Consider the following 14131-nt stretch of genomic DNA (forward strand, 5'->3'; position numbering starts at 1 on the left):
TCTGCGGTTTTTTGGCAGAACTGGCAGTCTGGTGAGCTGAATGCTCTCATGTACTGGGTGTCCCCGGTGTTCCACGCGTAGGCCACTGCCTCGAAGTAGTGTGTTGCGGCGATCTCGCTGGCGTCGTCGGTGAACCGCAGGAGTTCGGCCGGGGCGCTGGGCTGGTGCACTGGAGCGCTGGGGCGCTTGAGGCTCCCGTCGGACTGGACCTGGTAGCCGTGGCTCATCCCGTAATCCGGCTCGCCGTGGAAGAACACCACGTACGCGCCCACCGACACCGCAGCCACCAGGACAACCAGTGCTGCCAACGCCCGCGCGCCCCACCGGCGGCGGGGCCCCTCATCCACAGGAGTCCCCTTGTACGGGTCGATGCCTTGCGCCCGCAACTGCGCATCCCGAGCCAACGCCTCACTCCGCAACCCCTCCACATACTCACGCACCACCGGCGACATCCCACCACCACCATCGGGCAAATCATCAACAGGACCACCGTCGGGCAGGCCGCTAGTGGGACCCCCAGCAGGCAGATTGTCGGCGAGGCTGTCAGTGGGCAGGTCGTCGATAGGACCGTCAGACAACCCGTCGCCGGCAGAATCGCCATCAACCGACTGGTCACCGCCGGGCGAGGTTTCGTCTGAATCCGGATCGCCGATTGATAACCCGCTGCCGGTGGGCCCGTCAGTGGGGCGGTCCCGGAGGCTGGAAGCGCCGGCGGGCTCGTTGATGGCCGGATCGTCGACGGTCCTTCCCGGTGCGGCATGGTCGCTTGCGAGCCCGGCGCTGAGCCTGGTGCTGTCCATGGCATGCTCATCGTCTGTGTTCACGCGGTACCACATCCTTGTGCCAACCGCAGGTCACAGTGGTGGCCTGCTTCACCTGCTTCCGATGCTAACGCCTTGCGCACTCCCGGCGCTAGACCCTCGTCATGGTCTGTGGATAACTATTGCGACCGTTTTCAGACATCGGGTTGAGCGGTGGATCGTTCTGGACTCTGCGGAATGCCGGCTATGCCACAGAGCGCAATGAGTCGACTCACGGGTGCCAGCGCCGGCAGCGGGCGGGAGCCGAGGTCTGGGCGGCATGCCCGTCGGGTCGGGGCCATAAGCGTTGCTTATACCTCTGGGTGGGGATGCGCCTGCCCAGCGGGCGGGCCCCCTGGGTGCTGCGCGGGTGGTGCGGTCCCTCTGTTCTAGCACGGCCCCCGCCGCCCGGCGCAACCCCTCAGAGGCAATGCGGCCGGGTGGGCCTGGGCATGCGTCGCCCCCGGATGCAGCGGAGCAGCGAGAAATCGGGGGCGCGGTCCTCGATGATGAAGTCCCGGAAGAAGGGGACGGCCTGCTCACCGGTGAACACCTCCTGGGGGTGCACGTGGACCAGGTTGATGGCGTGGGGGCCCATCCGCCATTTCAAAGCGACCCGCTCGTCGGGGTCGCGCACCCTCTCGCGCGCCACGACGTACGTGCCGGTGGAGCCATCCGGGTGGGTGAGGTACAGCTCCAAGGCCATCTCGTGGGCCCTGCCCGCCGCCAGCAGGTAGCGCGTGGGAGGCGGGTACTGGTCGGGCGGGCGGAGCCCGGCGCCCGGCGGAGCGGGCTGCACGCTGAGGGCGAACCATCCCTCGCCGTCCAGGAAGTCCGGGTTGAGCAGGTGCTGCTCGACCTGCTCGGCGATCGAGTCGGGGGTCTGGTCGAAGTCGTAGGCGTCGAACTTACCCATTGTCGAATGCACGGTCCGGATCGTGTACTCGGTCATGACGCTTCCCTGCCCATGGGTGCCTCCTGTCATCGCTCTCGGCCCCCACACTACGCGCACGGTGCGCAGGGGACCGGGCGGCGCACCAGCGGCAGGCGGAGCTCGACCGCAGCGCCCCGGGAGCGGGGCAGGGGCGGAGCGCGCGGGCACAGTCGAAAGCGGTGCCGACACGGATTCGGCGGCCGAGGTGCGTCCGTTGTCCGCCCGTCCCCCTCGGGGCCGCACACAAGGGAGGGAATTAGGAAACATGGGGTCGCACACAAGGGCGAAATCAAGCCGTTGTGTGCATCGGGTGTTTCGTAAATCGAGGTCCTTGTGTGCGTAACCCGGGGGGAGTGCGTCGGAGATCCCGATTTGTCGGGAACGCGCGCCCCGCGCGGGCGCGCGTTGTCGGCACCGCGAGGGGGTTGTCGACACTGTGAGGGGGATATAACGCGCGCTGGTGCCGATATCCCATGCAGGTTGTCGACAACGCGCGTCGGCGTAGCGGTGCCGACAGTTCTGGTGGTGCCCGACGGCGCGCCCAGGGGGTATCCGTCCGAAGCCTCCCTCTGCCCGGGTGATGGGATGCTCCCGATGGCGGACCAGGGCGTATCCGTCCGAGGCATTCCCCTGCCCCGGTGGTGGGATGTTCCTCCAGTTGTCCACAGGCCGCTCTCCTCTCTGGGGTTATCCACAAGCACGGATGCCCCTAGCTCCTTGTCCACAAGCGCCAACGGCCGCGTTGTAGCGGCAGCGAGTCGGGGCTTACGTTCGGTGGAACGCCCCACGATTCCGCAGGCGGACCCCCCATCACGAAGGAGTGATACAGATGAGCAGCCCCAAGCACTTGTCCGACCCCGACCGCGCCGCGTCGGCGCGCCCGCAGTCGGTGAATCCGGCCGATGACCAGGAGGGCGCCCCCGCCTCGGGCGCTGCGAACAGCACGGATTCCCCGGTCTCAGACCCGGGAAGCAGTGCCGCTGCCTCCGCAACGGAGAACAAACCGGTTTCCCCGGCCCTGGACCCGGCAAGCATCCCCGGCGCCCCGGCTCCGGGCCCGCGGGCGGGCGCCCAAACCGTTGAGGGCAACGAGGGATTCCGGGACAGCCGGTGGAGGACTGGCGCAGTCCTCCTGCTGCCGCTGGTGATCGCCGCAGTCCTTATCCTCATCGTCTACGCTGTCCTCCACGTTTCGGACCAGTCGGTGCGCGGCAGTGGGGACGCGCACGGCACAGGATCCGCCGATCAGTCCAATGGGCCGGGTGCCCAGGCCGGGGCGAGCGGCGGTGGAGGCCGATCCGGCAGGACGGGCGGTGTCTCCTCCCCGGGTGCCGCTCTCGCGGGCTCTGAGTCCCTCACCGACCGCACGATCGAAGGGGCAACGGGTTCCGTCGTTTACGCGATATCGGTGATCGACCACGCCAGGAACACGTCGGACACCCATCCGCTGAGCGACCTCATGACGCCCGAGTGCGAGGCGTGCTCCATCGAGATCGGCCATATCGAAGAGGTGCCGACAGGGCGGACGAGGACCGACGGGATGCGGTCGCGCGGCGTGGAGTGCCCCGTCGTCGATCGGACCAGCGACAGCGGCGGAGAACTCCAGGCCGTTGGCCTGCGCTGCGTGTACCTGTCGCACGCCGACCGGTGGACAACCAATGATGGCAAGGACACCACCATCGACGCCACCCAGGACGTGACTTTCGACCTGGTGTGGCAGCGGGGGCAGTGGCGCCTCGCAGGAATGACCGTCAACCACGTGGGGAGCATTGACGCCTACTACCCGGCGCTCGACGAGCTCAAAGCCCAGGCGGGCCAGAGGCAGAGCTAGGTCGCGCAGCACAACGGACCCTACGGTAGTGCGGGCTCTGCTCCGCGGCGAGGGGACAGGGGAGGGCGGGGAAAGACGCCGGAGCGTGCGGTGCGGGTTCCATTTCCCGGTGGGGGGCAGAGCTAAGTCGCGCAGCACAACGGCCGCGGCCCCGCAGGGAGTGCCTGCGGGGCCGGGGAAGTCCGAGTGAGTCGAGTGGGCGCTTTGCCGTTTGGGAATGAGCGCTTGCCGTTTGGGAACGGGCCGACTGCCGCTTGCGAACAAGTGCCCGCCGTTTGGGAACGAGTGCCCGCCGCCCTCAGGCGTTCATGAGCTGGCGCTCGTCGAGGATATCGGCGCCGGAGCCCACCAGGGCCGCCAAGTGCGCGTTGGCGTGGTGTCCGCAGAAGAACAGGCGCCCGCCCGTCGGCATGGTGACGCGGACCCACGCCCGCGCCCCGCAGGCGTCGCAGCGGTCGGCAGCAGTCAAAGTGGGTTCGGGGACTGCGGTCCGTTCGAGAGTCGAAGCGTTCATGCCCCCATCACACACCACCAGCCGCCCCGGCCGCACGATTGTTCACCGGTGGCGCAATCGCCGGGCGCCCGGAGAGCCCCCGGCCCGCCTCGAACGCCCCACATTCGCCCTGGCAGCGGCCGGGTTGCGCGCAGATGCGCACGCCGTTTCCTACCATGAGACCCGTGAGCCAGACCAAAGCATCCGACTACAGCGCCCGGCACCTCTCCGTCCTGGAGGGGCTGGAGGCCGTGCGCAAGCGCCCCGGCATGTACATCGGGTCCACCGACCACCGGGGCCTCATGCACTGCCTGTGGGAGATCATCGACAACGCCGTGGACGAGGCGCTGGAGGGGCACTGCGACACCATTGACGTGCGCCTGCACCCGGACCACTCCGCCTCCGTGTCAGACAACGGGCGCGGCGTCCCCGTCGACGAGGTCCCCGGCGTGGGCCTGAGCGGCGTGGAGGTGGTCTACACGAAACTCCACGCGGGCGGCAAGTTCGGCGGGGGCTCCTACGGTGCGGCCGGGGGGCTGCACGGCGTGGGCGCGTCCGTGGTCAACGCCTTGTCGGCGCGCATGGACGTGCAGGTGGACCGCGGCTCGAAGACCTACGAGATGTGCTTCAGGCGGGGCGAGCCCGGTGAGTTCGACGACTCCAGGCAGCGCACTCCCAACTCGCCCTTCACCCCCTTCACCGACCAGTCCAAGCTCAAGACCGTCGGCAAGGTGAAGAGGACCAAGACGGGCACGCGGGTGCGTTTCTGGGCGGACTTCCAGATTTTCCCCGCCACAGAGGGCTTCTCCTGGGAGTCCCTGCTGGCCCGGGCGCGCCAGACCGCCTTCCTGGTGCCCGGCCTCACCATCAACTGCGTCGACGAGCGCGGTGAGGAGGAGCGCTCCGAGTCCTTCCGCTTCGACGGCGGCGTGGTCGACTTCGCGAACTGGCTGGCCACCGACGGGCCCGTCACCGACACGTGGCACATCACGGGGGAGGGCGCGTACACGGAAACCGTGCAGGTCCTCGACGCCGACACCGGGCACCTGACGGCCACCGAGCTGGAGCGAGTGTGCTCCGTCGACATCGCCCTGCGGTGGGGGATCGGCTACGACACCGCCGTGCGCTCCTTCGTCAACATCATCGCCACCCCCAAGGGCGGCACCCATGTCGCTGGGTTCGAGCAGGCCGTCCTGCGCGTGCTGCGCGCCCAGATCGATAAGAACTCCCGCAAACTCAAGGTGGGCGCCAAGGATGGGCGCCCCGAGAAGGACGATGTGCTGGCGGGGATGACGGCCGTCATCACCGTTCGCTTCCCGGAGCCGCAGTTCGAGGGGCAGACCAAGGAGATCCTGGGCACGCCGCAGATCCGCTCCGTCGTGTCCAAAGTGGTGGGGGACTGGCTGGGCGCCAAACTCACCTCCCCCAAGCGTGACGACAAGCAACAGGCCTCCCAGCTCATGGAGAAGGTCGTCGGCGAGATGAAGGCCCGCGTCTCGGCGCGCATCCACAAGGAGATCTCCCGCAAGAAGAACGCCCTGGAGACCTCGTCCCTGCCCGCGAAACTGGCGGACTGCCGCCTCGGGGACGTGGGGGAGACGGAACTGTTCATCGTCGAGGGCGACTCGGCGCTGGGCACCGCCAAGGCCGCGCGCAACAGCCACTACCAGGCGCTCTTCCCGATCCGCGGCAAGATCCTCAACGTCCAGAAGGCCTCCACCGCCGACATGCTGGCCAACGCGGAGTGCGCGAACATCATCCAAGTCATAGGCGCGGGGTCGGGGCGCACCTTCGACTTGGAGTCGGCCCGCTACGGAAAGGTCATCCTCATGACCGACGCCGACGTGGACGGTGCCCACATCCGCACCTTGCTGCTCACCCTGTTCTTCCGCTACATGCGGCCCATGGTCGAGGCGGGGCGCATCTACGCCGCCGTGCCTCCCCTGCACCGCATCGAGGTGGCGGGCAAGGGCCGCAGGAAACGGGAGTACATCTACACCTACTCCGAGGACGAGCTGCACCGCAGACTCGCAGCCCTGCGCAAATCGGGGCGCACGTGGAAAGAACCCATCCAGCGCTACAAGGGCCTGGGCGAAATGGACGCCGATCAACTGGCCGAGACCACGATGGATCGCGCCCACCGCTCCCTGCGCCGCATCACCCTGGCCGACGAGGAGGCCCTGCGCCGCGCCGAAGACGTCTTCGAACTCCTCATGGGCTCCACGGTGGGCCCTCGGCGCGAGTTCATCGTCGAGGAGTCGGCGGGCCTGGACCGCGACCGCATCGACGCCTGACAGGCGATGGCTCCCGGGCTCAGCGGTTCTGGGGCGTCCGGACGCGGTCAGCCCGGCGGTCCGCGCGGGTCGGGGGCCGCGGTGGTGCGGCTCCTCGCGCTCGCTCCGCCGGGGCCGGGCCGGCATCGGCGCGGCGGCCCCCGCCTCGTGACGCATGTGACCAAAGGCCCGCATTGGCCTTACTATTGTCCTATGACTGGACTTGCGCAGCGCCTCTCGCCGCCCGGGTCCGTCCCGTACCCGGGGAACCACCTCGGGCTGCGTTGGCGGCCCCTCATCAGCCGCGACGCACCCGCCGTCTACGACCTCGTGCGCGCGGTCGAATCCGCTGACGATGCGATCCACCGGACGGGGGCCGAGGGGATCGCGGACATGGTCGAGGGCCGCGGCGGCGCCGACTGGGTCGACGCCATCGTCGGGCTCGACCGCAACAGCAGCATCAGCGCCGTCGGCTGCGTGCGCGTCGTGCGCGGCGCCAGCGACAGCGCGATCGCGATCGTCTCCGCCTACGTCCACCCCCACTGGCGGGGGCGCGGCCTGGGGCGGGCGCTCCTGCACTGGCAGGACGGGCGCGCCCGCGAGATGCTGGTCGAGACCTACGGGCCGGACAGCACCATCCCCGCCTCGATCGCCAACTTCGTCGATGCCCATATGACGGACAGGCGGCGCCTCTACATCGCCGCGGGCTTCTACGCGAAGCGCACGCTGCAAGTCATGTACCGGGACCTGGAGGGCTCCGAGAGCGCCCCCCGCGTCCGCGGCGGCTACACCGTGGTCCCCTGGGACAGCGCTCTGCGGGACCAAGTGCGGGAATTGCACATGGAGGTCAGCCGCGACCTGTTCTGGTCGTGGAACCGCGCCCGCTGGTGGGATGACGCCGTGGCCTCGATGGAGCGGCGCTGGTCCTTCCTGGCCCTCGATCCCGACGGCGCGGTCGTCGGCTACATCGTGACGGAGCGCCCCGCCCAGCGGTGGGTGTCCACGGGCAGGCCCGAGGCGGGCATCTCCCTGGTGGGAGTCCTGCCCCGGCACAGGGGGAAGTCCGTGTGCTCGGCGCTGATCAGGCATTCCGTGGCGGCCGCCTCCGCCTCGGGAATGCCCCGCATCGGGATCGAGGTGGACACCCGCAACCCGTCGAACGCCCACGCGATCTACGAGCACCTCGGATTCGTGGACGAAGCGGCCGAAGTGTTCTACGTCATCGACCAGTGAGTGGCGCAGAGACGGACCCGCAGAAGAGGAGAACATGAGCGACACAGCGCCGCGCGTCGGAGCCGACGCATGCGCCGACGTCCCCATGCCCGCCAGCCACCACGGCATCGTGTGGGAGCCCCTGGCCCCCGCCCACCACCAGGCACTGGCCACGCTTTTTGCCAGAATGGAGGCCCGGGACAACCCCCCGTACCGCACCAGCCCCGGCGAGGTCGCCGAGATGCTGGGGGGAGCCACGCAGTGGTCCGGGATCGCCGGGTTCGTCACGCGGGGCCTCGCCGCCGGGCGCATGATCGCCTACGCGCAGGTCACCATCCGCCACCCCGGGCGCGTCGAGTGCGTGTGCAGCGGGGGAGTGGACCCCGACTTCCGGCGCATCGGCCTGGGAGGGGCCATTGTCGACTGGCAGGAGGGGGCGGCCCGCGCCATGATCGGGACCGCGGGCTCGGGGGGGCCGGCCCAGATCGTCTGCCACGTCGAGGCCGGTCAGGAGGACCTCGAGGCGCAGCTGCAGTCCCACGGGTTCCACTGGTCGCGCACCTACTACGAGATGCGCGCCGATCTGTCCGTCCTGCCCGAGCGGCCCTCCCTGGGGGCCTACCTGTCGTTGGAGGCGTGGGCACCGGAGTGGGAGGAGCCGGCGCGCCAGGCGGCGAACCTGCTCAACGAGGTCGAGTGGGGGCGCCCGCCGCTCACTGAGGAGCAGTGGTTCCAGGGCCGCATGTCCTTCGTGCCCGAGTGGTCGTTCCTGCTGGTGGACCGCCGGGGCGACAGACTGCGCGTGGGGGGCTTCCTCATCGCCTCGCGCTACGAGCAGGACTGGGCCGCCCTGGGCTGGCGCGAGGGGTACATCGACCAGATGGGAGTGCTCGGCGCCTACCGGCAGAGCAGGGCCGTGGATGCGCTCATCATCGCCTCGATGCACGCCCAGGCCGGAGACGGCATGGAGCGCACGGGCACGGGACTGGGGTCGGCGAACCACTCGGGCGCCCTGGCCGTCTACGACTACCTGGGGTTCCGCACGGTGGGGCAGACCCGCCTGTACGCCCGCGAAGTCTGAACGGTACCCGGGCCGCGTTCGCCCGGACCGCCGTGTTCGCCGCGGCAGTGCGAGTGCCGCCCGGACTGTCACGTTCTCCCGCCCGCAACGCGTTTCCCCGGACCGATCCGGTTTTCCCGGCTTATCGTGTTCCCCCTCCCGCGCCGCGTTCTCCCGCATCACCTGCGACTTTGGTCCCCATTTGCTCACTCTTTGGACGTTGGCAGCGCTAACGATCTATATGTGAGCCACTTCATGTTTCGTAATAAATAGTGCGGAGTCGGTCAATCGTCCACCATTTTGCCGGTAATGTGTGATAGGTCACCTATGATACTGCTAACTGTATGCCTACCATCACAGAAGAAACCTCTGCGTCCCCGTGGGGGCTTCGATGCGCGGGATCCCGCGCGTTCCAACACTATTCGACACGGAGGCATGTATGACTACGCCGTCTGCATCCCAGTCAAAGACCTCGTCGCTCGTCATCCGAAGCGCCATCGTCGCCTCCCTGGGCGGCCTGCTATTCGGTTTCGACACCGCCGTCATCTCGGGCGCCGAGGAGAAGCTCAAAGAGCTCTACGCGCTGTCCGCGGTCGGCGAGGGGATGATCGTCGCCATCGCGACCATCGGAACGATCCTTGGCGCGATCGTCGCGGGCCGCCTCGCCGATCACTTCGGGCGCAAGCCGATCCTGTTCGTGATCGGCATCCTCTTCGGCGTCGGGGCGCTGACCACCGCGCTCGCGCCCACGCCCGGGTTGGTCACTGCCGCTGACGGAACCCTGACGGCGGCATCGTCCCTTCCCATCACATACTTCCTGTTTTTCCGCTTCCTGGGCGGTGTGGGCGTGGGCATGTCCTCCGTGGTCGCCCCCATCTACACGGCGGAGATCGCGCCCGCGCGCGTGCGCGGCCGCCTGGTCGGCCTGGTCCAGTTCAACATCGTCTTCGGCATCCTGCTGGCCTACGCTTCGAACGCCATCATCCGCGAGATAGCGCACGAGGAGACCGCGTGGCGCTGGATGCTCGGCGTCATGGCCGTGCCCGCCGTCTTCTTCCTGCTCTTCCTCATGGCCGTTCCCGAGACTCCGCGCTGGCTCTTCGCCCACAGGCGCGAGGACGAGGCCCGGGCCATCTCCACCCGCCTGACGAACTCGGCGGAGGAGTCCGAGGAGCAGATGAAGGAGATCGCCGACCAGCTGGCCGAGGACCGGGCCGCCGGACACGTCCCCTTCTTCACGCGGCGCTACCGCAAGGTCATCCTCATGGCCTTCTGCATCGCCATGTTCAACCAGCTCTCGGGCATCAACGCGATCCTCTACTACGCCCCCAAGGTCATGGCGATCGTCGTCGGCGAGAACACGATTCTCGGTGTGAGCGCCGCGTCGGTGCCTTACATGGCTTCGGTCGTCGTCGGTGCGATGAACCTGATCGCGACGATGGCCGCCCTCACCGTCATCGACAAGCTGGGCCGCCGCCAGCTCATGATCGTCGGCTCTATCGGTTACTTGGTCTCTCTGGGCTTCCTCGCCGCGGTGGTGTACTCCTACGAGAACGGGATCATCGAGAAGACTGATTCCAAGGCGTTCTGGATGGTGCTCTGCGGCCTCTTGCTGTTCATCGCCTCCCACGCATTCGGCCAGGGGTCGGTCATCTGGGTGTTCATCTCCGAGATCTTCCCCAACCGCGTGCGCGCCCGCGGCCAGTCCTTCGGCTCTCTCACGCACTGGACCTTCGCTTTCATCACGACCTACGCCTTCCCCGTTCTCATTTCTTCGGTCGGCGGCGGATTCGCATTCGGAATCTTCTTCCTGTGCATGGTCGGCCAGCTATTCTGGGTCCTGAAGGTCATGCCCGAGACCAAGGGCATTCCGCTCGAGGAAATGGAAGAGAAACTGGGGTTGAGTGATGACTAGAATCCTCAACATCGGTGAAGCGCTCATCGATGAGATCAACCGTCCCAATACCGCGCCCGTCGAGGTCGTCGGCGGCTCGATGCTCAACGTCGCCGCGGGCCTGACCCGTCTGGGGCACGAGTCCGAGCTGGCCACGTGGATCGGCCGGGACGAACGCGGCGCCAAGGTCCGCACACACGCCGAGGAGGCCGGCGTGGCCCTGGTCGAGGGCTCCGACGGCGCGGAGTTCACGACGGTCGCCCACGCGACCATCGACGAGAAGGCGCGCGCCACCTACGAGTTCGACGTGCTGTGGGATGTTCCGCCCATCCCCGACCAGGACGACGTCGGCCACGTCCACACCGGGTCCTACGCGGCGACGTTCCAGCCGGGTGCCGCCAAAGTGCTCGCCGCCGTCAAGCGGCAGGCCATCCACGGGACCGTCTCCTACGACCCGAACATCCGGCCCGCCCTGCTCGGAACCCCCGAGGAGACGCGCCCGCAGGTCGAGGCCATCGTCGCCCTCTCCGACGTCGTCAAGGCGTCCGACGAGGACCTCGAGTGGCTGTACCCGGGCCGGCCTGTCGAGGAGATCATCCGCGAGTGGAGCCAGGCCGGCCCTGCCCTCGTGCTGTGCACGCGGGGCCCCTGGGGGGTCTACATCAAGACGGCGGCCGAGCGCGACATGCTGGTCGCCGACCCCCTGGACGTGGAACTGGAGGACACCGTCGGAGCCGGGGACTCGCTCATGGCGGGCCTCATCTCCGGCCTCGTCGACGCCGGCCTGCTGGGCAGCGCCGAGGCGAAGCAGCGCCTGCGCGAGGCGCGCTGGGGCGACCTGATGCCCGCGATCCACCGGGGGATCATCACCTCGGGGATCACGGTGTACCACGAGGGCGCCTACTCGCCCACCAGGGCCGAGGTCGCGGCCATCCTGGCAGTGAGCAAGAACCTGCGGGGCTGAGAGCCGCTGAACGCGGCGGCGGAGGGGCGGGGCAGGCCGGCGACGGCCCCCGCCCCTCTCTGTCGTCCGCCGGAGGCGGTGCCGGTCGGATCGCCGCACGAGAAAGCACTGCGGCGGCGAAACGGGCGGCTCGAATCCGCGCGCTGCCGCCCGTGCTCCCTCAGCCGATAGTCGCGATGGGCAGCGTGATCGGGGAGCCCGAGCCGTCGCGGCGCCCATCGTGCGCGGGAAGGTCCACGGGGGCGCCGTCGGATGTCGAGGCACGAGGCCCCGCCCCCACCCATGCGACGTCGAGGCGGTCCTCACCGCGCAGGAACCGCTGGGCGCGCACGCCCTGCCCGCCCCTGCCCTTCGACGGGTACACGTCGAAGGGAGTGACCTTCACGGTCGTCTGGCCGGTGCCCGGCAGGGCGCCCTCCGCGGCGGCGACGGTGACAACGACCGACTCGGCGGGGGCGTCCACCACCCAGAAGCCGATGGCCTCCACGCCCGGGGACAGGCGCATCCCCGCCACGCCCCCCGCTGTGCGCCCCTGCGGCCGGATCCTCTCCGCCGGGGTGCGCAGCAATTGGGCGTCGCCCGAGATGAAGACCACGTCCGCGTCGTCGGGGCACGCCGCGAAGCCGATCAGGCGGTCACCCGGATCCAGGGCGATCACCTCCCACTCGTCGCGCTGGAGGACATCGGGGCGCAACCGCTTCACCGTCCCGTGCGCCGTGCCCATCGCGGTCACCGCACTGCCATCGGGATCCAGCAGGCCGACGGGCCGCGAGTCCGAGTGGAGCAGCTCCGAAGCGGGCATCGCCCCCGCCAGGGACATCCCTGTGTCGAAGCGCGGCAGGGCAGGCAGGTCCACCACGTCGATGCGGTGGGCTATGCCGTCCTCGGTCACGACGGCCACCTGCGAGCGCGCCGAAGACGGCAACTGCGCCCGCCAGCCGTCGAAGGCGGCGCGGGGACCCGGCTCCAAAGGATCGGCGCCCTCGACCCTGGCCAGGGCGCCCGTGGCGGAGAGCACCACCTGGCACGGGTCGTCGGGGATCTGCAGCTCCAGGCCCTTGCCCGAGCGCGACACGCTGGGCAGGGCGGCCAACGACGACGCCCCGGCCCCGCCGACCACGGGGGTGCCGGAGGCGGCGAGCAGGACGGTGCGCCTGGGCGTGCCGAGGCGCTCGGACACCTCGGCGAGCTCGCGCTTGACCAGCGCGCGCAGCAGCTCCGGCGATTCCAGGACCTCGCGCAGCTCGGCGATCCTGGCGGCCAGCTCGTCGCGCTCGGCCTCCAGCTCGATGCGCGAGAACTTCGTGAGCCTGCGCAGGCGCAGCTCCAGGATGTAATCCGCCTGCGCCTGCGACAAGTCGAAGGCCGTCATCAGGCGCTCGCGTGCCACATCGGCGTCGTCCGAGGAACGGATGATGGCGATCACGTCGTCGATGTCGAGGATCGCGATGAGCAGGCCCTCCACCAGGTGGAGGCGCTCCTCGCACTTGCCCAACCGGAACCGGCTGCGGCGCGTCGTCACATCGAGGCGGTGGTCGACGAAGACCCGCAGGATCTGCTTGAGGCCCATCACCTGCGGCTGCCCACCCACCAGGGCGACCGCGTTGATCGAGAAGGAGTCCTCGAGCGGGGTGCGCTGGTACAGCTGCTGGAGGACCGCCTCGGGGTTGAAACCGTTCTTCACCTCGATGACCAGGCGCAGCCCGTGGACGCGGTCCGTGAGGTTCTGCACCGACGAAATGCCTTTCAGGCGGCCGGCGGCCACATTCTCCTTGATCTTCTCGATGACCTTCTCAGGGCCCACCATGTAGGGCAGCTGCGTGACGACGAGGCCCATCTTGCGGGCGGTGACGCGCTCGACCGACACCTTCGCCCGCGTCTTGAAGGCCCCGCGCCCGGTCTCGTAGGCCTCTTTCACGCCCTCCAGGCCCACGATGACCCCGCCCTCGGGCAGATCCGGCCCGGGAACGAAGCGCATCAGGTCCGCGACCGTGGCATCGGGATGGTCGAGCAGGTGGATCGCTCCTGCGATCGTCTCCGCCAGGTTGTGGGGCGCGATATTGGTCGCCATCCCCACGGCGATGCCCGAGGCCCCGTTGACGAGCAGCTGGGGGAACGCGGCGGGCAGGACCTCCGGCTGCGTGAACTGGTTGTCGTAGTTGGGCACGAAGTCCACGGTGTCCTCGCCCAGGCCCGTCACCAGGTCCACTGCGGCGGGCGCCATGCGCGCCTCCGTGTACCGGGCCGCGGCGGGGCCGTCGTCGAGGGACCCGAAGTTGCCGTGCCCATCGACCAGGGGCAGGCGCAGGTTGAAGGGCTGGGCGAGGCGCACCAGCGCCTCGTAGATCGCCGAATCCCCGTGCGGGTGCAGCTTGCCCATGACCTCGCCGACCACGCGCTGGGACTTCACGTGCCCGCGGTCAGGGCGCAACCCCATCTGGTCCATCTGGTAGAGGATCCGCCGCTGCACGGGCTTGAGGCCATCGCGCGCGTCGGGCAGGGCGCGCGCGTAGATGACCGAGACCGCGTACTCCAGGAACGAGCCCCTCATCTCCGCCGAGACGTCGATCTCCGAGATGTTCTCGTCCGCCTCGGGGACGTCCACGACCTGGTCCTTTTTCGCCATGGGGTCCATTATCGCCGCCGGGCGCCCGCCCGTGTCGACTACCA

10 protein-coding genes are annotated in these 14131 nt (G+C 69.0%); 6 read left to right on the forward strand and 4 right to left on the reverse strand.

Annotated features, from left to right (window positions below; translation table 11 throughout):
- Both G447_RS12645 and G447_RS0108020 read right to left on the reverse strand, forming a co-directional pair.
- A partial coding sequence (locus G447_RS12645) for a DUF6318 family protein (RefSeq protein WP_243442341.1) occupies positions 1 to 824 on the reverse strand: 824 nt, incomplete at its 3' end.
- A 397-nt stretch (positions 825 to 1221) separates the two neighbouring features.
- Positions 1222 to 1752 (reverse strand): hypothetical protein, encoded by a 531-nt coding sequence (locus G447_RS0108020; RefSeq protein ID WP_026430673.1) that lies wholly within the window; start codon positions 1750 to 1752, stop codon positions 1222 to 1224.
- Positions 1753 to 2563: 811 nt separating this feature from the next.
- Here G447_RS0108020 and G447_RS0108025 point away from each other — a divergent pair.
- Entirely contained in the window at positions 2564 to 3565 is a 1002-nt protein-coding gene (locus G447_RS0108025; protein WP_026430674.1) for a DUF6318 family protein, read from the forward strand.
- A gap of 298 nt (positions 3566 to 3863) precedes the next feature.
- Here the strand turns inward: G447_RS0108025 and G447_RS0108030 are convergent, their stop codons facing one another.
- Entirely contained in the window at positions 3864 to 4079 is a 216-nt protein-coding gene (locus tag G447_RS0108030; RefSeq protein ID WP_026430675.1) for a DUF7455 domain-containing protein, read from the reverse strand.
- 155 nt (positions 4080 to 4234) lie between these two features.
- On the opposite strand from G447_RS0108030, the gene G447_RS0108035 reads away from it, so the two are divergent.
- The 5 genes from G447_RS0108035 (at position 4235) to G447_RS0108055 (ending at position 11461) form a co-directional block, all read left to right on the forward strand.
- A complete protein-coding gene (locus G447_RS0108035) occupies positions 4235 to 6352 on the forward strand; it encodes a DNA gyrase/topoisomerase IV subunit B (protein WP_026430676.1) in 2118 nt (705 codons plus the stop codon).
- A gap of 192 nt (positions 6353 to 6544) precedes the next feature.
- Positions 6545 to 7564 (forward strand): GNAT family N-acetyltransferase, encoded by a 1020-nt coding sequence (locus G447_RS0108040; RefSeq protein WP_026430677.1) that lies wholly within the window; start codon positions 6545 to 6547, stop codon positions 7562 to 7564.
- A gap of 34 nt (positions 7565 to 7598) precedes the next feature.
- Positions 7599 to 8624 carry an N-acetyltransferase gene (locus G447_RS0108045; RefSeq protein ID WP_026430678.1) on the forward strand — a complete coding sequence of 342 codons (1026 nt, stop codon included), beginning with the start codon at positions 7599 to 7601 and terminating at the stop codon, positions 8622 to 8624.
- Between the two features lie 418 nt (positions 8625 to 9042).
- Entirely contained in the window at positions 9043 to 10518 is a 1476-nt protein-coding gene (locus G447_RS0108050; protein WP_005871085.1) for a sugar porter family MFS transporter, read from the forward strand.
- Complete coding sequence (locus tag G447_RS0108055; protein WP_026430679.1) at positions 10511 to 11461, forward strand: PfkB family carbohydrate kinase; 951 nt, start codon at positions 10511 to 10513, stop codon at positions 11459 to 11461. Before G447_RS0108050 ends, G447_RS0108055 begins: the two co-directional genes overlap by 8 nt.
- A 160-nt stretch (positions 11462 to 11621) precedes the next feature.
- Here the strand turns inward: G447_RS0108055 and G447_RS0108060 are convergent, their stop codons facing one another.
- On the reverse strand, positions 11622 to 14087 hold the full coding sequence (locus G447_RS0108060) for a DNA gyrase/topoisomerase IV subunit A (protein WP_026430680.1): 2466 nt from the start codon (positions 14085 to 14087) through the stop codon (positions 11622 to 11624).
- Positions 14088 to 14131 lie beyond the last annotated feature (44 nt).

It is taken from the genome of Schaalia georgiae DSM 6843 (assembly GCF_000429245.1).
In the GTDB taxonomy this organism is placed as follows: Bacteria; Actinomycetota; Actinomycetes; order Actinomycetales; family Actinomycetaceae; genus Pauljensenia; species Pauljensenia georgiae.